The sequence below is a fragment of the Amycolatopsis sacchari genome (assembly GCF_900114035.1).
GTDB classification, from domain to species: Bacteria; Actinomycetota; Actinomycetes; order Mycobacteriales; family Pseudonocardiaceae; genus Amycolatopsis_E; species Amycolatopsis_E sacchari.
This window is the reverse complement of record NZ_FORP01000005.1, coordinates 283,807-302,428: the sequence shown is the minus strand read 5'-3', so window position 1 is coordinate 302,428 and position 18,622 is coordinate 283,807. Positions and strand designations below refer to the sequence as shown.

General features: G+C 72.9%; 17 protein-coding genes and 1 pseudogene. 10 read left to right on the top strand and 8 right to left on the bottom strand.

Going from position 1 to position 18,622, the window contains the following annotated elements; all coding sequences use genetic code 11:
* Positions 1 to 221 precede the first annotated feature (221 nt).
* From BMZ92_RS11800 to BMZ92_RS11785, 4 genes are read left to right on the top strand one after another with little or no spacing between them, the layout of a single operon-like run.
* Complete coding sequence (locus BMZ92_RS11800) at positions 222 to 644, top strand: hypothetical protein (RefSeq protein ID WP_091506087.1); 423 nt, start codon at positions 222 to 224, stop codon at positions 642 to 644.
* Positions 641 to 1,780, top strand: a complete 1,140-nt coding sequence (locus BMZ92_RS11795; protein ID WP_091506085.1) for a CaiB/BaiF CoA transferase family protein — start codon at positions 641 to 643, stop codon at positions 1,778 to 1,780. The genes BMZ92_RS11800 and BMZ92_RS11795 overlap by 4 nt, the downstream gene beginning before the upstream one ends.
* Positions 1,773 to 2,549 carry an enoyl-CoA hydratase/isomerase family protein gene (locus tag BMZ92_RS11790; RefSeq protein ID WP_091506083.1) on the top strand — a complete coding sequence of 259 codons (777 nt, stop codon included), beginning with the start codon at positions 1,773 to 1,775 and terminating at the stop codon, positions 2,547 to 2,549. The genes BMZ92_RS11795 and BMZ92_RS11790 overlap by 8 nt, the downstream gene beginning before the upstream one ends.
* 8 nt (positions 2,550 to 2,557) lie before the next feature.
* Positions 2,558 to 3,682 (top strand): NDMA-dependent alcohol dehydrogenase, encoded by a 1,125-nt coding sequence (locus tag BMZ92_RS11785; RefSeq protein WP_091506081.1) that lies wholly within the window; start codon positions 2,558 to 2,560, stop codon positions 3,680 to 3,682.
* A gap of 4 nt (positions 3,683 to 3,686) precedes the next feature.
* On the opposite strand, the gene BMZ92_RS11780 is transcribed toward BMZ92_RS11785, so the two are convergent.
* From BMZ92_RS11780 to BMZ92_RS11765, 4 genes are read right to left on the bottom strand one after another with little or no spacing between them, the layout of a single operon-like run.
* Complete coding sequence (locus BMZ92_RS11780) at positions 3,687 to 6,395, bottom strand: LuxR family transcriptional regulator (protein WP_245783013.1); 2,709 nt, start codon at positions 6,393 to 6,395, stop codon at positions 3,687 to 3,689.
* A gap of 20 nt (positions 6,396 to 6,415) precedes the next feature.
* A complete protein-coding gene (locus tag BMZ92_RS11775) occupies positions 6,416 to 6,799 on the bottom strand; it encodes a RidA family protein (protein ID WP_091506078.1) in 384 nt (127 codons plus the stop codon).
* An 8-nt stretch (positions 6,800 to 6,807) separates the two neighbouring features.
* On the bottom strand, positions 6,808 to 8,274 hold the full coding sequence (locus BMZ92_RS11770; protein ID WP_091506076.1) for a carboxylesterase/lipase family protein: 1,467 nt from the start codon (positions 8,272 to 8,274) through the stop codon (positions 6,808 to 6,810).
* Positions 8,271 to 9,191, bottom strand: coding sequence for an MBL fold metallo-hydrolase (locus tag BMZ92_RS11765; RefSeq protein WP_091506074.1), 921 nt, complete (start codon positions 9,189 to 9,191; stop codon positions 8,271 to 8,273). Before BMZ92_RS11765 ends, BMZ92_RS11770 begins: the two co-directional genes overlap by 4 nt.
* 208 nt (positions 9,192 to 9,399) lie before the next feature.
* On the opposite strand from BMZ92_RS11765, the gene BMZ92_RS11760 reads away from it, so the two are divergent.
* Together BMZ92_RS11760 and BMZ92_RS11755 are read left to right on the top strand one after the other, a co-directional pair.
* Complete coding sequence (locus tag BMZ92_RS11760; RefSeq protein WP_281245168.1) at positions 9,400 to 10,116, top strand: iron-dependent transcriptional repressor DtxR; 717 nt, start codon at positions 9,400 to 9,402, stop codon at positions 10,114 to 10,116.
* The gene (locus tag BMZ92_RS11755; RefSeq protein WP_091506073.1) at positions 10,109 to 10,939 is read left to right on the top strand and encodes an SDR family NAD(P)-dependent oxidoreductase; all 831 of its coding nucleotides are present in this window, start codon (positions 10,109 to 10,111) and stop codon (positions 10,937 to 10,939) included. The genes BMZ92_RS11760 and BMZ92_RS11755 overlap by 8 nt, the downstream gene beginning before the upstream one ends.
* A gap of 2 nt (positions 10,940 to 10,941) precedes the next feature.
* Here the strand turns inward: BMZ92_RS11755 and BMZ92_RS11750 are convergent, their stop codons facing one another.
* Positions 10,942 to 12,252 (bottom strand): FtsX-like permease family protein, encoded by a 1,311-nt coding sequence (locus BMZ92_RS11750; RefSeq protein ID WP_091506071.1) that lies wholly within the window; start codon positions 12,250 to 12,252, stop codon positions 10,942 to 10,944.
* A 1-nt stretch (position 12,253) separates the two neighbouring features.
* Positions 12,254 to 13,009, bottom strand: a complete 756-nt coding sequence (locus tag BMZ92_RS11745; RefSeq protein WP_091506070.1) for an ABC transporter ATP-binding protein — start codon at positions 13,007 to 13,009, stop codon at positions 12,254 to 12,256.
* Positions 13,010 to 13,075: 66 nt separating this feature from the next.
* Between BMZ92_RS11745 and BMZ92_RS11740 the strand changes: the two genes are divergently transcribed.
* The gene (locus tag BMZ92_RS11740; RefSeq protein WP_091506068.1) at positions 13,076 to 13,648 is read left to right on the top strand and encodes a TetR/AcrR family transcriptional regulator; all 573 of its coding nucleotides are present in this window, start codon (positions 13,076 to 13,078) and stop codon (positions 13,646 to 13,648) included.
* Here BMZ92_RS11740 and BMZ92_RS11735 read toward each other — a convergent pair.
* A complete protein-coding gene (locus BMZ92_RS11735; RefSeq protein ID WP_091506067.1) occupies positions 13,575 to 14,174 on the bottom strand; it encodes a TetR/AcrR family transcriptional regulator in 600 nt (199 codons plus the stop codon). The genes BMZ92_RS11740 and BMZ92_RS11735 overlap by 74 nt on opposite strands.
* Here BMZ92_RS11735 and BMZ92_RS11730 point away from each other — a divergent pair.
* Together BMZ92_RS11730 and rho are read left to right on the top strand one after the other, a co-directional pair.
* Positions 14,161 to 14,957: pseudogene (locus BMZ92_RS11730) on the top strand (FAD-dependent oxidoreductase); the annotation flags it as partial. The gene BMZ92_RS11735 and the pseudogene BMZ92_RS11730 sit on opposite strands and share 14 nt — an antisense overlap.
* A gap of 194 nt (positions 14,958 to 15,151) precedes the next feature.
* Positions 15,152 to 16,210, top strand: a complete 1,059-nt coding sequence (rho, locus tag BMZ92_RS11725) for a transcription termination factor Rho (protein WP_091506065.1) — start codon at positions 15,152 to 15,154, stop codon at positions 16,208 to 16,210.
* Here rho and BMZ92_RS11720 read toward each other — a convergent pair.
* On the bottom strand, positions 16,207 to 17,004 hold the full coding sequence (locus BMZ92_RS11720) for a polysaccharide lyase family 7 protein (RefSeq protein ID WP_245783012.1): 798 nt from the start codon (positions 17,002 to 17,004) through the stop codon (positions 16,207 to 16,209). The genes rho and BMZ92_RS11720 overlap by 4 nt on opposite strands.
* Positions 17,005 to 17,318: 314 nt before the next feature.
* Here BMZ92_RS11720 and BMZ92_RS11715 point away from each other — a divergent pair, with 314 nt between their 5' ends.
* Entirely contained in the window at positions 17,319 to 18,011 is a 693-nt protein-coding gene (locus BMZ92_RS11715) for an alpha/beta fold hydrolase (RefSeq protein ID WP_091506062.1), read from the top strand.
* Positions 18,012 to 18,622 lie beyond the last annotated feature (611 nt).

Below are 18,622 nucleotides of genomic sequence, written 5' to 3'. Positions count from 1 at the left end.
CCAGACACGCCTAGCGCGCTTTCCAGCCCTCACACGGAAACCCTGCCCGAAGGGCGGACACCGCCATGCCACGCGCCTCGGCTCTATGCTGATTGACATAGGCTTGATCCGTCTGTTTTACTCCTCCCCGGAAGACGCGAGGAGGCGCTCGTCCCAGGGAGCGCGTGTCATCGGGTTCCCGCAGCCGAGCCCGGCCCTCGACGTCGAGGAGGTCGAGAGCCATGCCCGGACAGCGACTGCGGTCACCCCGGCCCGCCCCACCCCTGTTCGCCGAGTTTTCCCCGCTCCGCAAGGTCCTCACCGTGGTCGGCGCACCGCTGCTGTTCGGCGTCATCGCCGCCTTCACGCTCGTCTGGTGGTTGCCGGCGTGGTGGACGTGGCAGGGGATCGGGATCCTCGGCGCCGTCGTCGGCGGGTACGAGCACCTCCGGCTGGGGCCGGCCGCCCTGCGCGGCGCCGCCGGCGGGCTGGTCGCCGCCGCGGCCGTCGTCGGGCTCCGCGCCGTCCTGCCCGGCGAGGACGTGACCGACTTCGACCCCGTGTCCTTCCCGGTCACCGCGGTCATCGCCTCCGTGATCCTGCACTCGGGCGGCGCACTGCTGCGGCGGCGGCGCCGGGACGCACGACCGGTGCCCGCCGAATGACGAGCGCACTGGACGGCGTGCGGGTCGTCGACCTCAGCACCACCCTGATGGGCCCGTACTGCACGATGCTGCTGGCCCAGTGGGGCGCCGAAGTCGTCAAGGTCGAGCCACCCGGCGGGGATCCCGCGCGCTACATCGGGGACGTCCGCGGCACCGGGATGGGCCCGTTCTTCCTCAACGCCAACCGCGGCAAGCGCAGCGTCGTGCTGGACCTCAAAACCGCAGCGGGGGCCGAGGCGCTGTCCGGGCTGATCGCCTGGGCCGACGTCGTCGTGCACACGCTCCGGCCGGACGCCGCCCGCGAACTGGGGTTGGACGCCGACAGCGTCGTGCGCCGCAACCCGCGTTGCGTGGCGGTGGCGTTCCGCGGTTTCGGCCGGGGCGGCCCGGCGGCCGACGAGCCCGCCTACGACGACATCATCCAGGCCCGCAGCGGCCTGGCCGACCTGCAGGGCGCCGGCTCGGACCCGGCGTACGTGCGCAGCGCGCTGGCGGACAAGGTCGTCGGGCTCCACGGCACCGCCGCCCTGCTCGCCGCGCTGCGGCAGCGGGACCTGACCGGCCGCGGCGTCGCGCTGGAGATCCCGATGTTCGAGACGATGACCGCCTTCAACCTCGTCGAGCAGCAGGGCGCGCAGGTCTTCGACCCGCCGCTCGGGCCGCCGGGCTACGGGCGGACCGCGTCGGCGCACCGCCGTCCCTACGCCACCAAGGACGGCGCCGTCTCCGTCCTCATCTACACCGACCGGCACTGGCGGGTGTTCTTCGACCTCATCGGCGAGCCCGGACTGGCCGAAGACCCGCGGTACCGCACGATCCGCGAGCGCACGCAGCACATCGACGAGCTGTACCGGCTGGTCGCGGAGACGTTCCCCGAACGCACCAGCCAGGAGTGGATCGACCTGCTCAAGCCGCACAAGATCCCGATCGGCCCCGTCAACCGGCTGACCGACCTGCCCGAAGACCCCCAGCTCGTCGCGACGGGTTTCTTCACCGCGGTCGACCACCCCACCGAAGGCCCGCTGCGCCTCCCCCGCACGACGGGGCCGACCGCTAGTCGGCCCGGACGCGACTGGGCACCGCTGCTCGGCGCGGACACCGAAACCGTCCTCGCGGAGGTCCGCAACGATGGCTGAACTGGACTACGACAAGGCGGGACCGGTCGCGACGATCACCCTCAACCGCCCGGACCGCCGGAACGCCCTCACCCTCGCGATGCTCGGCGACTGGGTCCGCGCGCTGACGGATGCCCAGTCGGACAACGAAATCCGGGCGATCGTGATCACCGGTGCCGGTGACGCGTTCTGCTCCGGCATCGACCTGGGCGTGTTCGCCGACCACGCCGCCGACCCGGTGTGGATCAAGCAGGCGCTCACGCGGCACATCCACCCGGTCGCCCTGACGCTGGAGAACGTCGACAAGCCCGTCATCGCGGCCGTGCCGGGGAGCGCGGTCGGCGCCGGGATGGACATGGCCCTGCTGTGCGACTACCGCATCGCCTCCCCCACCGCGACGTTCAGCGAGGGCTACATCCGCGTCGGGGCGGTGCCGGGCGACGGCGGCTGCTGGCTGCTGCCACGCCTCGTCGGCACCTCGCGCGCGCTCCGTCTACTGTGGACCGGAGAGACCGTGCCCGCCGGGCAGGCGCTGGAACTCGGCATCGTCGACGAGGTCGCCGACGATCCATTGAGGACAGCGCACGAGTTCGCCCGGCAGCTCGCCGCGCGGCCGCCACTGGCGGTCCAGGTCATCAAACGCGCCGTCCGGCAGGGCGCCCGGCACGACCTGCCCACGGCACTCGACCTGATCTCGTCGCACTTCGCCATGATCGCCACCACCGACGACGCCGCCGAAGCACTCGCCGCCTTCCGGGCGGGCCGCACCCCCACCTTCCACGGACATTAGGGAGAACCATGCGCACACGTGGAGCCGTCCTCGCCGAGGTACCCGGCAGGCTCGAGGTGATCGACCTCGAAGTCGACGAACCGCGGGCCGACGAGGTCGAGGTCAAGGTCGTCGCGTCCGGCCTGTGCCATTCCGACGACCACCACGCGAAGGGCGACTCGTACCAGAGCCTTCTCCCCATCGCGATGGGGCACGAAGGAGCCGGCGTCGTGACCAGGGTCGGCGGCCCGAACGCCAAGGGCCTCAAGGAAGGCGACCACGTCGTGCTCACCGCCGTCCCCTCCTGCGGGCACTGCCGCCAGTGCGCCAGCGGGCACCAGAACCTCTGCGACCTCACCCCGGGCGCCCTCAGCGGCGCGCGGTGGACCGACCCCGGCAGCTACCGCCTGCACACCACCGACGGCAGGCCCGTCGCGCAGATGTGCGGGATCTCCACGTTCGCCGCCACCACGCTCGTGTCGGTCGACTGCGTCGTGAAGATCCCCGAGGACATCCCGCTCGACAAGGCCTGCCTCGTCGGCTGCGGGGTCAGCACCGGCTGGGGCTCGGCCGTCAACCTCGCGGAGGTCCGGCCCGGCCACACCGTCGTCGTCATGGGCACCGGCGGCGTCGGCGTCAACGCCGTGCAGGGCGCCGCCCACGCGGGGGCCGCCCACATCATCGGCGTGGACCCCGCGCCCTTCAAACGCGAAGCGGCGCTGCGGTTCGGCGCCACGCACGCCGTCGCGACGATGGAGGAAGCCACCGAGCTGGCCCGGCAGCACACCAACGGCCAGGGTGCCGACTCCGTCGTGGTGACCGTCGGCGTGCTGCGGCCCGAGCACGTCGCGCAGGCGTTCGCGACGCTCGGCAAGGGCGGCATCTGCGTGGTGACCTCCGTCGGCCCGCTGGACACGGTCGGCCTGCCGATCAGCCTGTCCGAGCTGACGTTCTTCCAGAAACAGGTGCGCGGCGCGGTGTTCGGCGGCACCAGCGGCAACTGGGACGTGCTGCGGCTGCTCGACCTCTACCGCGCGGGCAGGCTGAAGCTCGACGAACTCGTCACGCGCACCTACACCCTCGACGAGGTCCAGAAGGGGTACGACGACCTGCTCTCCGACCAGCTCGTCCGCGGCGTGGTCGTGCACGACTGACGGCTCACCCCAGCAGGTCGCGCAGCTGGGCGCGCGTCGTCACGCCGAGTTTCGGGAACGTCCGGTACAGGTGCGAGCCGACGGTGCGCGGGGACAGGAACAGCCGGTCCCCGATCTCCCTGTTCGTCAGGCCCCTCGCGGCGAGCTGGACGATCTGCTGCTGTTGCGGGCTCAGGCGCGCGATGGCGTCCGGCACGGCTTCGACGACGTCCATGCCGGACGCCCTCAGCTCGCCCTGCGCCCGCTCGATCCACGGCCGGGCGCCGAGCCGCCGGAACACCTCCAGCGCGGCGGTGAGCAGCGGCCGGGCTTCGGCGATGCGCCGCCGTCGCCGCATCCACTCGGCGTATTCGAGGAGCGTCTGCGCCCGTTCGAACGGCCACGGCGCCAGCGCCGCGTCCGCGAGCGCGGCCTTGAAGTGCCCTTCGGCGTGCTCGGGCTCGGCGAGCAGTGCCCGCGCTCGCTGGAACAACGCTGCCAGGCGTGGGGAAACCTCGTTCCCGAGGTCCTTTTCGGACTGTTCGACGATCAGCTCGGCCTCGCGGCCGTGCCCGGTGCGGGCCGCGGCCGCCGCGAGTTCGGGGACGGCCGCGTAGCAGGCGTGGTAGTGCGTCGGCGTGCCGTCCGCCTCGAACAGCGACCGGTACTGCTGGTACGCCGTCTCGTGGTCGCCCTCCACGGCCGCCGCCGCGCCGAGCGCGCGCCGCGCGTAGGCCGCCACGGAGCGGCTCGCCTCGGGATCGACCGCCGTCAACGCCCCTTCGGCCAGCTCGCGCGCTCGCGCGGTGTCGCCCTGCGACGCGGAAACCATGGCGCGCACGGCATCCGCGCAGGCGACGGCGTGCACCAGCCCGGTCGCCTGCCCCACGGCGGTCACGTCGTCGCACACCACGTGGGCCTGCGACCAGCGGCCCCGTTCCAGGTAGGCCAGCGCGGCCGCGCAGCCCAGCCCGTTGGGCAGCGGCCCGGTGGTGCGCCACAGCGCGAACGCGTCGTCGAAGGTGCGCGCCGCGAGGACCGGTTCGTCGAGCAGCCACGCCACGATCGCCACCATCACGAGGCGGTCGGGCCGGTCCCGCACCGCCTCGACGAGGGACGGCAGCCCGGCCACCGCATCGGCGCGACCGGTGAACGGTTCGGACACGACCGCCGTCCAGGCCGCCGCCACGTCGTCCGTCCCGCTCGGCAGACCGGCCAGCAGTGCCCGGAGTTCCGACCGCATCGGCGAGGATCCCGAGTAGAAGCAGACGACGGCAGCCCAGGACAACGCGGCGAGCGCCGCCTCGGGGTCGCGTTCCAATGTGGCGCGGGCGATGAGGGCCAGCGTCGAGAAGGCCACGTCGTGTTCGGCGGTGAGTGACGTCAGCTGGCCGGCGAGGAGCGTGGCGGCGCGCTCGACCGCCGGGTCGTCGCTGAGGGAACGCGCGGAGTCGGCCAACCGCTCGACCCAGCCGAGGTCGCCGGTGAAGGCCGCGGCCCCGGCGGCGGCGAGGAGGAGCCGCGCGGCGTCCGCCCGGCTCGCGGCCAGCGACGCGGCGCGTTCCAGCGCGGCGGCCGCCGCCGCGTGCCCGCCACGGCGGCGGGCGCGGTCCGCGGTGCGCTCCAGTTCCGCGGCGGCCGCGGGATCCGGCGGCACGGCCACGGCGGCCAGGTGCCAAGCCCGGCGGTCGGGCTCGTCGGTCAGCGCCGCGGCCAGCCGCAGATGCGCCGCACGCCGGTCGGCGAAGGAGGCCCGGTGGTACACCGCCGACCGGATGAGGGGGTGGCGGAACACCAGCCGGTCCCCCGCCGGGCGGACCAGCGCGGCCCGCCGCGCGGGGAGCCAGACCTCGTCGGTGGCGGGCAGCACCGCCGAGACGTACCGGGCCGGGTCCGCGGCGTCGGCGGCCGCCAGCAGGAGCAGCGCCTGCCGCGTGGCCTCGGGGAGCGCGTCGAGGTGCGCGCCGAAGAGGCCTTCCAGCCGGTCGCCGACGGGGAACGGGCCGGGCGCCGGGTCCAGTACGGCTGGATCCGCGGCGGCGGCCCGTGCCAGCTCGCGGAGGGCCAGCGGGTTGCCCGCGGCCTGGTCCAGCACCTGCTGGCGGGCCCACGCGGTGAGCGTGACGGGCTGCGCCGCCAGCACCCGCGTCGCCGCACCGGCGTCGAGCGGCTCCAGCACGATTCGCGGCGCGAACTGGTCCAGACCAGGCAGCGGCTCCCCGTCGCGAGCCGCGACCAGCAGCGTGACCGGCTCCCCCTCCAGCCGCCGGGCGACGAAGGACAGCACGTCCAGCGACGCCCGGTCGAGCCACTGCGCGTCGTCCACGACGACGCACAACGGCGCCTGATCTCCCAGGTCCGACAACAAGGTCAGCACCGCGAGCCCGACCTCCCACGGATCGGGCCTGCCGGGCGGGGTGCCCAGCCCGACCGCGCCCAGCAGTGCCGCCCGCTGCCCCGGCAGCAGCGCGTCCGCCGCGGCGAGCACCGGCCGCAGCAGCTGGTGCAGGCCGGCGAAGGCCAGCCCCGCCTCGGATTCGCTGCCGGCCGCCTGGAGGACCCGCTGCCCGAGCTCCCCCGCGACGACGGCCGCGGCCTCCAGCAGCGCGCTCTTGCCCGAGCCCGGTTCCCCGCTGACGACGAGCACGCGCTCGCCACCGGGCGCGGACCGCACCGCCCCGGTCAGGCGGCGCAGCTCGTCGTCGCGCCCGGCGAGCACCGGTGTTGCTGACACCTGGACCACCATAAGCGGTGTCAGTCCCCGAGCACGGCCAGCGCGTCGATCTCGACGAGCATCCCCCGCGGCAGCGGTGTGCACACCGTGGTGCGCGCCGGGTAGGGCTCCCCCACGAGCTTCGCGTAGGCCTCGTTCAGCTCGCCGACGTGCGCCGGATCGGTGAGGTAGACCCGCAGCATGACGACGTCCGCCATGCTCGCCCCGGCCGCCGCGAGCACCGCCTCCAGGTTGCGGACGACCTGCGCCGTCTGCTCCGCGACGGTGGTGCCGGCGACCGTACCGGTGCCGGGGTCGATCGGCAGCTGGCCCGACACCTGGAGGACCGGTCCCTTGCGCACGGCCTGGGACAGCGGCGCCGGGAGCTGCGGCGCGTCCCCGGTGCGGATGGTGCTCCTGCCCATGCCCCGCCTCACCTCCACATCCGGCGTTCCCCGGCGCGGGGGTCGTCGACCTGGTGCCACTCGGTGTCGATGACCATGGTCGCCCGGCGGGTGGTGTCGTAGCGGTCCCAGCCAGGCGAACCGGTCTTCGCGAACTCGACCCACGCGGCGTGCACGCGGCGCGCGAGGTCCGACGGGGGCAGTTCGGGCCCGAGTATCGCCTTCGGCCCGTGCAACGCGGGCAGGCCGGTGACGTCGAAGACGAACGGCAGGTCCACCGTGTGCGTCGCGCCCAGCTGCCCGTCCAGCGCCCCGGAACGCCAGGCGAACGCGTAGGCGTAGGTGGCGGGATGGCGTTCGGCGTGTGCCTCCGTCAGCGCCCACGTGCCCGCGCCGAACAAGGCGTCGCCCAGGATCGCCGAGCGCAGTTCCCCGTCCGAGGCCTCCGGGCGAGCCTTCCGGTAGGCCTCGACGAGCGCCGCCGGATCGGGGTGGGAGCGCTCCGCGGCGGCGGTCACGTTGTCGGCGGTGGACCGGGCGTACGCGCCCGAAGGTGCCAGGTAGAGGTTGCCCTCCTCCGTCGTGGTGCCGATCAGCAGATCGACGTCGGCGCGGTCCGCCCATGCGGGCTGCTCGTCCAGCACCAGGCTGAACGGGCTCAGGCCGACGAGCGGGTCGCGGGCGGTCGCGGTGTGCAGGTCGATCCCGCCCAGCCGGGACGCGGCCGCCACCAGGCGTTCGTCGGGGATGTCGGCGAACGCTTCGGCACGCGGCTCGACACCCAGCACCTCGGCGGCGGCCCGTGTGACGCGGGCGGCCTGTTCCGGGGAGAAGGCGCCGAGGCCGCTGCCGCTCTGCACGATGGCGCGCGCGAACAACCCGTGTGCCTCCGGCGTCGCGAGCAGGGCGCCCACGATCGTCGCCCCGGCGGACTGACCGAAAACCGTGACGCGGTCGGGATTTCCGCCGAACCGCGCGATGTTCTCCCGCACCCAGCGCAGGGCCTGCACGACGTCCAGCAGACCGCGGTTGGCCGGTGCGCCCGGCAGGTCGAGGAACCCGGGGATGCCCAGGCGGTAGTTGAGCGTCACGAGCACCACGCCGTCGCGGGCGAAGGCCGTGCCGTCGTAGATCCGGGACCGGGCCGATCCGGCGACGAACCCCCCGCCGTGCACGAAGACCATCACCGGCAGGTCACCCGCGCCGGGGTCGGGGGTCCACACGTTCACCGTGAGGTAGCCCGCGCCGGGGATCCAGCCGGGGCCGAAGTAGGGCGACATGTCGAGATCGCCGAGGTTGCGTTCGCCCTGGGGCGCGGTCGGGCCGAACGCGGTCGCGTCCCGCACGCCCTCCCACGCGGCGTGGGGTTGCGGCGGGGCGAAGCGGGCGGCACCGACAGGCGTTGCGGCGTAAGGGATTCCGCGGAAGACGACGGCGTTTTCCTCGGCCACGCCACGGACCGAGCCTTGCGCGGACCGCACAACGGGCTCGTTCACCGGTTTTCACCTCCTTCGGCCGGCGACAGCGGTGCCCAGCCCTTGATGGCGAAGCGTTCCCCGTCGCGGGTGACCTCGGCGCCGCCGCCCCCGCCGAAGTGGGCGGGGAAGACCAGCGCGTTGTTGTCGGCGGCCCAGCCCAGCAGTTTGCGCCGCGTCGCGCGGGCCTGGCCCGGGTCCTCGCAGAAGCAGCTGTTGGTGTCGGGATGGACGATCTGCACCGGGTTGTGCATCAGGTCCCCGACGAAGAGGGCGCGGTCGGTGCCGGACTCGAGCGTGAGCACCGAGGAGCCGGGCGTGTGGCCGGGCGCGAGGTCGAGGCGGAGGTTGCCGTCGATGCGGTGGCTGCCGTCCCACAACAGCGTCTGCCCCGCCTGGTGCACGGGGGCGACGCTGTCCTCGAAGACGTTCTGGTTGCCGCGGCCGAGCACGGTCGGGTGCTCGTTCTCGGGGTTCCAGAAGTCGAAGTCCGGTTTGGGGATGAGGTACGTGGCGTTGGGGAAGGTGGGCACCCACGAGCGGTCCTGGAGGTAGGTGTTCCAGCCGACGTGGTCGATGTGCAGGTGCGTGTTGATCACGAGGTCGACGTCCTCGGGCCGGACCCCGGCGCGCGCGAGGTTGGCGAGGAAGTCCGTGTCGAGGCGGTTCCACACGGCGGCGTACGGGCGTTCCTTGTCGTTGCCCACGCCCGTGTCGACGAGGATCGTCTTGCCTTCGCTGCGCAGGAGCCAGGTCTGGATGGCGGAGTTGACGATGCCGGTCTCACCGTCGAGGAACTGCGGCACGAGCCACGAGCGGTGGTCCGCCCAGGCCTCGCCGGGGGCGTCGGGGAAGAAGACGTCGGGCGTCATGTCGACGGGCCCGTAGTACTCCCACACGCGCGTGACGGTGACTTCGCCCAGGGTGATGCTGTGCATGGCTGTCATCGTGTGCCGGTGCGCGGTGGCCCGGTATCCGTCACGTGACTGCAGTTGATCGGGGGCGGGGCGGCCGGATCGCGGCGACGATGGCGGCGGCTTGGGCCGGATCCGCTGCCGTGAGCACGGCGAGCCACCTCACTACCCTGCCCGCACCTCGCCCACCCGCACTCGCAAATAATCGATTATCCATGCTATAGTCGATTCCGTGCACGCCACTTCCGATCTCATCGACACCACCGAGATGTACCTCCGCACCATCCTGGAGCTGGAGGAGGAAGGCGTCGTCCCGCTGCGGGCGCGCATCGCGGAGCGGCTGGGCCAGAGCGGGCCCACCGTGAGCCAGACCGTCGCCCGCATGGAGCGCCACGGGCTGGTCGAGGTCGCGCCCGACCGCCGCCTCCAGCTCACCGCCGAAGGACGCCGCCTCGCCACCCGCGTGATGCGCAAGCACCGCCTGGCCGAATGCCTGCTCGCCGACGTGCTCGGCCTGCCGTGGGAGCAGGTGCACGCCGAGGCCTGCCGCTGGGAGCACGTCATGAGCGAAGCGGCCGAGCGGCGCATCCTCGACCTGCTGCGCCACCCGACGGTGTCCCCCTACGGCAACCCCATCCCCGGCCTGCACGAGCTCGGCGAGCCGGGTACCGTCGAAGCGTTGTGCGACAACGACCTCGTCGGGCTCGACGGCCTGCGCCCCGGGCCGGACGGCACGAGCGCCGTCGTCCGGCGCATCGGCGAACTGGTCCAGACCGATCTGCCGTTCATGGCCACCCTGCGGCGAGCCGGGGTGCGCCCCGGTGTCGTCGTGCACGTGCGGCCCGCGTCCGGTGGCGTCCTCGTCAGCGGTGACGGGCAGGCCGCCGAACTCCCCACCGACCTCGCCGCCCACGTCCTCGTCCACGACACCCGGAGGATCCATGCCTGAGCACCTGACGGTTCTCGTCACCGGCGCGACCGACGGACTGGGCAAAGCCCTCGCCCACCGGCTGGCCGGCCGCGGCCACCACGTGCTGCTGCACGGCCGCAGCCAGGACAAACTGGACCAGACCAAAGCCGAGCTACAGCAAGGGAATCCCGCCGCGCCCGAACCCGCCACGTTCCGCGCGGACCTCTCCGACGGCGAGCAGGTGACCGCGCTCGCGACCGCCGTGCTCGCCACGACCGGCCGCCTCGACGTGCTGGTCAACAACGCCGGGGTCGGCGGCGGCCGGGACGGGAAGCGCACGGTCACCGCCGCCGGGCACGAACTCGTCCTCGCCGTCAACTTCCTCGCACCGTTCGCCCTCACGCTGCGGTTGCTGCCCCTGCTGCGGACCACCGGGCAGGCCCGGGTGGTCCACGTGGCCTCCGGGGCGCAGCAGCCGGTCGACCCCCGCGACCTCATGCTCGAAAAGGGGTACAGCGACTCGCGCGCCTACGGGCAGAGCAAGTTCGCCCTGATCGCCACCGGGTTCGCGCTCGCCGCGCGCCTCGATCCGGCCGAGGTGACCGTCAACAGCCTCCACCCCGGCACCCTGATGCCGACGAAGATGGTGCTCAGCCGGTCTCGGTCCACAGTGGACACGCTGGAGACCGGTATCGACTCCGTGGACCGGCTCGTGACGGACCCGGCGTTGCGGGCGGTCTCGGGCCGGTACTTCGACCGCCGCCGGGAGGCCGAGGCCTCGCCCACCGCCTACGACCCGCGGGTCCAGCAATGGTTGTGGGACAAGGCACTCGACCTCACCGGCGCGCCCGAACCCGAGTGACCTCAGGACGCGGTGGCCGCCCCGATCGCCCGGTTTCCCGCCCCCGTCGTCACCCCGAGGGCGAGGACCACGCCCAGCGCGATGCTCAGCAGGTACGGCCCTGGCGCGAACGCCGCCGCGACCCCACCCGTCTTGACGATCGAGAACGGGACAACGCAGACCACCGCGCCGACAACGGCGGCCAGCACGCTCACGACCGTCGCGGCCGCGATCTCCCACAGCAGCATCCGCCGCGTCTGCCCCGCGGTCGCCCCGATCAGCGACATCGCCGCGAACTCCTCCCGCCGCCGTCCCAGCGCCGCCACCAGGTTGTTGGTCAGCGCGATCGCCATGAACAACGCGATCAGCACCACCACGAGGTAGTTGATCGACGCCAGCACCCGCGCGGTGCCGCCCGACGCGGAATGCTCGTTTTCGATGCCCTGCATGGACAACGTCCCGGCCGCGACGCCGACGAGCAGCGTCAGGAACGTCACCGCGGGGCGCAGCCGGTCCGGCGCCACGGCCAGGTTGACCGCCGCGAGGTGACCGGACGCCCCGCGCGGCACCCTGGCCAGCCGGTTGGCCAGGCTCACGAGTTCCGGCGCGAGGATCGCCAGCCCGATCGCGGTGAGCACCGTGGCGGGCCCGGTCATCGCCGTCGTCGCGATGTCGTCCGCCGACAGGCCCAGTACCGCCGACGCCGAACCGATCCCCGCGACCAGCAGCACCACGGCGGCGACGCGGCGTGGCCGGCCGGAACGCCGGACGCGCGTCACCACGGGGACGTCCACCGGTCCCCGTTCCGCCGCCTTGCGGCTGCCGGTCCACGCCGCCACGACACTCGCGGCGAGCACGACGACAGCACCGGCGAGCGGCAGCAGGAACCCCGGTGCGTACCCGGAAACCGGGTCGGTCAGCCCGGACGAGCGGACCCCGGCGAGCACGAGCAGCCCGAGCAGGTAGCCGAGCCCCAGCCCGGGCGGAGCCGCCACCGCCGCGACGGCGAACGTCTCCGCCGAGACCATCACCCGCACCTGCCGCGGCGCCGCGCCCAGCAGGCGCAGCCCGCTGATCTCCCCGGCGCGGCCGCCGAGCGTGACGGTCACCGTCGACACCACGGCGAACACGACGATGGCGACCACCCAGCCGCCCATGATCAGCGGGAACTGCGTCAGGAACGGCCGGTCGGCCGCGGCGGTGCCGTCCGCGAGGCCGGTGCCGAGCAACGCCGCCATCGCCGTGACCAACGCCGTGCCCACGAGCGCGATGAGCCCGGTGGCGACGGCGCCGCCGCGGTGGTACCTCAGCAGCCGCAACGCGAGCTTCAGCACCTCAGGCCACCCCCATCGCGGCACGCTCGGCGGACTCGACGAGCGTCGCCATGCGGCCCGCCACCGCGGCGGCGGACGGCCGGGGCATCCGGTCGACGAGCAGCCCGTCGGCGAGGAACAGCACCTCGTCGGAGAACGACGCCGCGACGGGGTCGTGCGTGACCATGATGATCGTCTGCCCCTGGTCCGCGAGCCCGCGCAGCAGGCCGAGCACCTCGCGGGCGCTGCGGATGTCGAGCGCTCCGGTGGGTTCGTCGGCGAAGACCACCTCCGGCTCGGTGATCAGCGCCCGCGCCACGGCGACGCGCTGCTTCTGACCACCCGACAACTGGCCGGGCCGGTGCTCGCCCCTGTTGGCGAGCCCGACGCGCGCGAGCAACGCGGCTGTGCGGCGCGGATCCGGCTTGCGGGAGTCGAGCCGCAGCGGCAGTTCGACGTTCTCCGTGGCCGTCAGCGCCGGCAGCAGGTTGAACGACTGGAACACGAACCCGACGCGGCGGCGGCGCAGCTCGGCGAGCGCCGTCTCGTCCAGCGCGGCCAGGTCGGTGCCGTCGAGCCGCACCGTGCCCGCGGTGGGCGTCCGCAGCCCGGCGGCGCAGTGCAGCAGCGTGGTCTTGCCCGAACCGGACGGGCCCATGATCGCGACGAACGAGCCCCGCCCGATCTCCAGATCGACGCCCCGCAGCGCGTCGACCGGGCCCGCCTCCCCCTCGAACCGGCAGCGCAGCCCCCTGGCGCGCACAGCGGCTGTCCCCATGTCCTGCTCCCTCTCCTGGTTTGAACGATCGTTTTAAACGAACGTTTATATGATACGGTAGCACATGTGGGACACCGGGAGAACCTGCTCGACGCGGCGCGAAAATGCCTCCTCCAGGCCGGCTACGCGCGAACGACCGCACGCGACCTCGCCGCCGCTTCGGGGGCGAACCTGGCGTCGATCAACTACCACTTCGGCTCGAAGGACGGCCTGCTCACGCAGGCGCTGCACGACCTGAACGTCGAGTGGGGCGAGCTGCTGTTCCAGGTGCTGGACGACGGGCCGGAGCCGGGACCGGACGTCCGCGCGGCGCACGAAGCGCGCTGGGCCAGGATCATCGAGTCGATCCAGGCGCACCGGGAGCTGTGGTTCGTGAACTTCGAGGAAGTCGCCCAGCTGCAGCGGGACGAGAAGATCCGCGCGATGGTGGCGGAGGGCCAGCGGGCTGCGCGCGCGGCGCTCGCAAGCGCTTTCGGCGGCGTGGACGCGGAAGCCGAACCGGAACTGGCCCGCGCGGTCGGGTCGCACTACTACTCACTGCTGGTCGGGCTCGCGTTGCAGTGGCTCACCGACCCGGACAGCGCCCCCACGGCGGCGGAGGTCGTGACCGCCGACCACCACCTGACCCCGAAGGCCTGACCGCTCCGCGGGTTGCCAGGAAGCGCCCGGCGAGCTGCTGGCTCAGCGTGGCGACACCGGCGAGGAAGATGTCGATGCCCGCGAGGAACTGTTCGCGGTCGTCGTGTTCGGGCAGCCGGGCCGCGGCCTTGCGCACGAACGGGTACGTGCCGGGGTCGAGCCGCGACCAGCGATCGGCGACCGCCGCCAGGAAGGCCGCCCGGTCCGCACCCTCCGCACTCCTGGCCTGCGCGGCGTTCTGCTCGGCCACCCCGGGCACGTAGTTCATCAGCGCGCCCACCGCGCCGAACAGGCCCAGCGCCAGCCCGCGCAACGCCTGCCGCGACTCGGCGTCGACGGCCACGCCGGCCAAGACCCGGGCGACGACCTCGTCGGTGGCGGCGGCGAGGAGGTCGTTCTTGTCGGCGACGTGGTGGTAGACGGCGCCATACCCGGTCTTCAGGCGGGTGGTGAGCGCCCGCAGCGTCAGCGCGCTCTCGCCGCCGCCGTCCAGCAGGTCCGTCGCGGCCCGGATGATCACGGTCATCGGCGCGGGCCTCGGCGGGCTGACGCTGGCCAGAGCGCTGCACGTCCACGGCATCCCGGTCACCGTCTACGAGGCGGAGCCCTCGCCGGACGCACGCCCCCAGGGCGGGCTGCTGGACATCCACCCCCGGAACGGCCAGCCCGCACTGGAGGCCGCCGGTCTCCTCGACGAGTTCCGCGAGCTGGTCCTGCCCTGCCGCGAGTCGTACCGGGTGCTGGACCGGGCGGGCACCGTCCTGCTCGAACACCGACCACGGCACCGGAGAGCGCCCCGAGGTACCCCGCGGCGCGCTGACCGCTGCTGCTCGATTCACTCCCGCCCGGCACTGTCCATTGGGGACACAAGGTCACCGGCGTCCGGGCTCTCGGGGACGGCCGCCACGAGGTGGCGTTCGCCGACGGCAACTCGGTCACCACGAACCTGCTCGTCGGCGCGGACGGCGCGTGGTCACGGGTACGGCCGCTGCTCTCCGGCGCCGTTCCCGAGTACACCGGGATTTCCGTGATCGAGACGTTCCTGCACGCCGCGGCCGTGACCGCCCGTGTCGCGGAGGAGTACCACGGCTGGGCCCCCGAACTCACCACGTTGATCACGGGCAGCGACACCCCGCCGGTCCTGCGCCGCATCTTCACCCTGCCCACCGGGCACCGCTGGGACCGCGTGCAGGGCGTGACGCTGCTCGGGGACGCCGCCCAGCTCGCGCCACCCAACGGCGAAGGCGCCAACCTGGCCATGCTCGACGGAGCCGAACTCGGCCGGGCCCTCGCCGCCCACCCCGGCGACACCCCACAGCATGGTCGCCCTGCTGGCCGGGCAGGCCTCCTGATTGTCAAGCGGCGCAATCCGTGCTACGTTCACCTCGATCCCTCGCGGATGCCGGCTCAGCCGCCCGCGGGAAATCTTCTCTCCACCACCCGAGCACGGCCCGGGTGTCGCGTTCGCGGAATTTCCGCTGACCCATCATCAGAGGTGAAACCATGCCCATTTCCGGAATCCTCGACATCAGAGGAAAAACCGCCACCCTCGGTGGCACAACCGTCCACAACGGACTGATCAGGGAGTACGGCCTGCGCCGCGGCGACGAGCTCGTCCTCGAGGGCGACGAGCTCATCGCGCTCAACGGTGCCATGCCCGGCAAAGAAAAGCGCCCCCGCTTCGAGGAGCTCACCCCCATCCACCCGGACGAACGTCTCGTCCTCGAAACCACCCCGCACCAGCTCACCACCCGCGTCCTCGACCTCGTCGCGCCGCTCGGGAAGGGGCAGCGCGCCCTCGTCGTCGCGCCGCCGCGGACCGGGAAAACCACTGTGCTGCAAGCGATCGCGCACGCCGTCGCGACCAACCACCCCGACGTGCACCTCATGGTGCTCCTCGCCGACGAGCGGCCCGAGGAGGTCACCGAAATGCGCCGCACGGTGCGGGGAGAGGTCGTCGCTTCGACGTTCGACCGCAAACCCAGTGAGCACACCGCCGTCGCGGAGCTGGCCGTGGAACGCGCGAAACGGCTCGTCGAAACAGGGCGCGACGTCGTGCTGCTGCTGGATTCGCTCACGCGCCTCGGCCGCGCCTACAACCTCGCCGCCCGGCCGTCGGGGCGTGTCCTCTCCGGCGGTGTTGACTCGGGTGCGCTGCACCCCATGAAGAAGATCCTCGGCGCCGCACGCAACATCGAGGGCGGCGGCTCGCTCACGATCGTCGCCACCGCGTTGATCGGCACCGGTTCCCTCGCCGACACCGTGTTCTTCGAGGAGCTCAAGAGCACCGGCAACTCCGAGCTCCGCCTCGACCGCACGCTCGCCGACCAGCGCGTCCACCCGGCCATCGACCTGTTCGCCTCCGGCACGCGCCGCGACGAACTGCTGGTGCCGCCCGCCGAACTGGCCGTGCTGGCCGAGGTCCGCCGCGCGCTGGCGGGGAAGGACCCCAAGCAGGCGGCGGTGCAGTTCCTCGACCAGCTCCGCACGACGAGGTCCAACGCCGAGTTCGTCACCCGCGTCGCCGCTTCGCTGCACGGACCGGCCGCCCAGGCGGCCTAGCCGTGCGTGACGGTGAGGGAGTAGAACTTGACCTTCGCCCCCTTGCTGGTGCTGCTCGACGAGGACTGGTTGTAGTCGCCCGCCTTGAAATACTGGTGGTAGGCCGAGAATCCCGAGGCGATCGGGTAGGTGTGCACCTGGCCGTTGACCGTCACCTGGATCCTGCCGCCGACGATCGCGATCACGTAGGTCCACTGCGTACCGAGCGGCACGTTGGTCAGCGTGTGCAGCGTCTGGCCGCCGCTGGGTGAGTTCTCCAGCCCCAGCACCACGTCGCCGTTGGCGTGGTAGTACAGCTCCAGCAGGGGTTTCGTCGACGAGCCACCGCTGCCGAGGTGGATCTGGCCGACGCACACGTTCGACGTCACTGACACGACCCGCAGCCGCGCGGACAGGGTGTGCGTGCCCGAGAGCGACCAGTCGGCCGCGCTGCCGTTCGGGTTCATCTCGCGCAGCTCGGTGCGGGCGTAGTTCGAGTTCGGTGTGGTCACCCCGGATTCGGGGTCCCAGAAGGTCATCGAGCCGTCGTTCTTGTCGGTCCAGAAGTACGCCGGGTTGGTGTAGCCGTTGGGCCCCTGCAGCTGCGACGCGCCGATCGTCGTCGGCGAGCCCGGTGAGCCGATCGGCAACTGCAGCTCCCACACCGACAGGTCGAAGTTCCCGCCCGGTGCGACGTTCGGGTCGAGCGCGGCTGCGGCCGAGGCCGGCGCCGCAAGTGCGGCGAGGGCGCCACACACGAGCACCGCAAGAGTCCTGCTCCGTCCGCGACGGGTCCTGCCGTTGACAACCTGCACGGAACACACTCCTTCGTGTCAGTCCCCCACGCCTTCGACGGTAGGGAACGGAGGGCGAGTTTGTAAAGAGTCCTTCCGTACGAGGTCTGGACCAGTCGGCAGTTGCCGGTCCGGTGATCGTCGGGCTGGTGGCGTGCATGGCGAAGGTGGTGCGGTGACGGCGAGCTGCACTTCTTGGCCCGGTCACTGGACAGCGGCTACGACCTGCTCACCGGGGCGACGTGGCTCGAGCGGTCCGCGAACCCGCGAGGGCGCAGCCGTGGCTGCGGGACCTGGCCCACCGGCTGCGCTGACCACGGTGGCACGATAGGACCGTGCTCGTCGCGATTCCCGGAACCCTGTGCAGCGTCCGCGTCTTCGACCGGCTCGCGGCCGAACTGCACGACACCACGGAGCTGGATGCCGTCGACTGGATGAGCGAGCCCGGACCTTGGCGCATCGACGACGTCGCCGCCCGGATCGCTTCGCGGATCGAGCGGCACGGGGGCCCGGTGCTCGTCGCCGGGCACTCCACGGGCGGCTGCATCGCGCTCGCGCTCGCCGCTGCGAGGCCGGAGCTGGTTTCGGGGCTGCTGCTGGCGAACACCGGTGCGCACATGCGCGGGCACGGAGACGTGGACAGGATCCTCGACACCATCGCAACCGCGTGGGGGCCGCAGCTGCACGCCGCCGTGCTCGACAGGTCCTTCGCCGAGCCGGTCCCGCCGGAGTTCCGCGAGACGTTGCTCGCGTACGCCGCCAGTGTCCCGCAGGCCGCGGCGCTCGAAGTGCTCCGCAGCCAGCGCGACCGCGATCTGACGGCGGAGTTGCCCCGGATCGGTTGTCCGGCCACGGTTCTGTACGGTGTGCACGACCGCGCCCGCTCGGTCGGCGACGCGGAGGCGCTTGCGGCGGGGTTGCCGGATTGCGAGCTCCGGTTCGTCCAAACCGGACATACGCCGGTTTGGGAGGATGCTCCGGCAGCCGCGGCCGCGGTGCGCGGTCTTCTCGACCGTGCCGGGCGGTAGGTCGTGACCCGGTCCGGCTGCCGTGACTGGGCGGCTGAGGCCTTGACCCGCCACCGCGCCGAGGCTGGAACCGCGACCGACACGGCCGCCCGAGCCGGGCGACTGCCGCTACCGGCCCGGCCACCCGAGCCGAGCGGCTGCCGCGCGGCCCCCGCCGGGCGCCCATGCCTCGGCGGCTGCCGCTACCGGCCCGGCCACCCGAGCCGCCTCCGGCCTGCCGCCCCGCCAGATGGCGGCGCCGCGAACCCCACTCGCCATCGGCAACCTGTGCCTCCGCGGCTGCCGCGCGGCCCCCGCCGGGCGCCCGCACCTCGGCAACTGCCGCTACCGGCCCGGCCACCCGAACCGCCTCCGGCCTGCCGCCCCCGCCCCATGGCGGCGCCGCGAACCCCACTCGCCATCGGCAACCTGCGCCTCGGCGGCTGTCGCGCGGCCCCCGCCGGGCGCCCATGCATCGGCGACTGCCGCTACCGGTCCGGCCGCCCGAGCCTTGGCGGCTGCTGCTACCGGTCCGGCCACCCGAACCGCCTCCGGCCTGGCCGCCCCGCCAGATGGCGGCGCCGCGAACCCCACTCGCCATCGGCAACCTGTGCCTCGGCGGCTGTCGCGCG

What these genes read in the sequence shown, in the direction of transcription:
- BMZ92_RS11800 (WP_091506087.1), top strand. Translation starts at nt 222, where the DNA reads ATGCCCGGACAGCGACTGCGGTCACCCCGGCCCGCCCCACCCCTGTTC.
- BMZ92_RS11795 (WP_091506085.1), top strand. Translation starts at nt 641, where the DNA reads ATGACGAGCGCACTGGACGGCGTGCGGGTCGTCGACCTCAGCACCACC.
- BMZ92_RS11790 (WP_091506083.1), top strand. Translation starts at nt 1,773, where the DNA reads ATGGCTGAACTGGACTACGACAAGGCGGGACCGGTCGCGACGATCACC.
- BMZ92_RS11785 (WP_091506081.1), top strand. Translation starts at nt 2,558, where the DNA reads ATGCGCACACGTGGAGCCGTCCTCGCCGAGGTACCCGGCAGGCTCGAG.
- BMZ92_RS11775 (WP_091506078.1), bottom strand. Translation starts at nt 6,799, where the DNA reads ATGGGCAGGAGCACCATCCGCACCGGGGACGCGCCGCAGCTCCCGGCG.
- BMZ92_RS11765 (WP_091506074.1), bottom strand. Translation starts at nt 9,191, where the DNA reads ATGCACAGCATCACCCTGGGCGAAGTCACCGTCACGCGCGTGTGGGAG.
- BMZ92_RS11755 (WP_091506073.1), top strand. Translation starts at nt 10,109, where the DNA reads ATGCCTGAGCACCTGACGGTTCTCGTCACCGGCGCGACCGACGGACTG.
- BMZ92_RS11745 (WP_091506070.1), bottom strand. Translation starts at nt 13,009, where the DNA reads ATGGGGACAGCCGCTGTGCGCGCCAGGGGGCTGCGCTGCCGGTTCGAG.
- BMZ92_RS11735 (WP_091506067.1), bottom strand. Translation starts at nt 14,174, where the DNA reads ATGACCGTGATCATCCGGGCCGCGACGGACCTGCTGGACGGCGGCGGC.
- rho (WP_091506065.1), top strand. Translation starts at nt 15,152, where the DNA reads ATGCCCATTTCCGGAATCCTCGACATCAGAGGAAAAACCGCCACCCTC.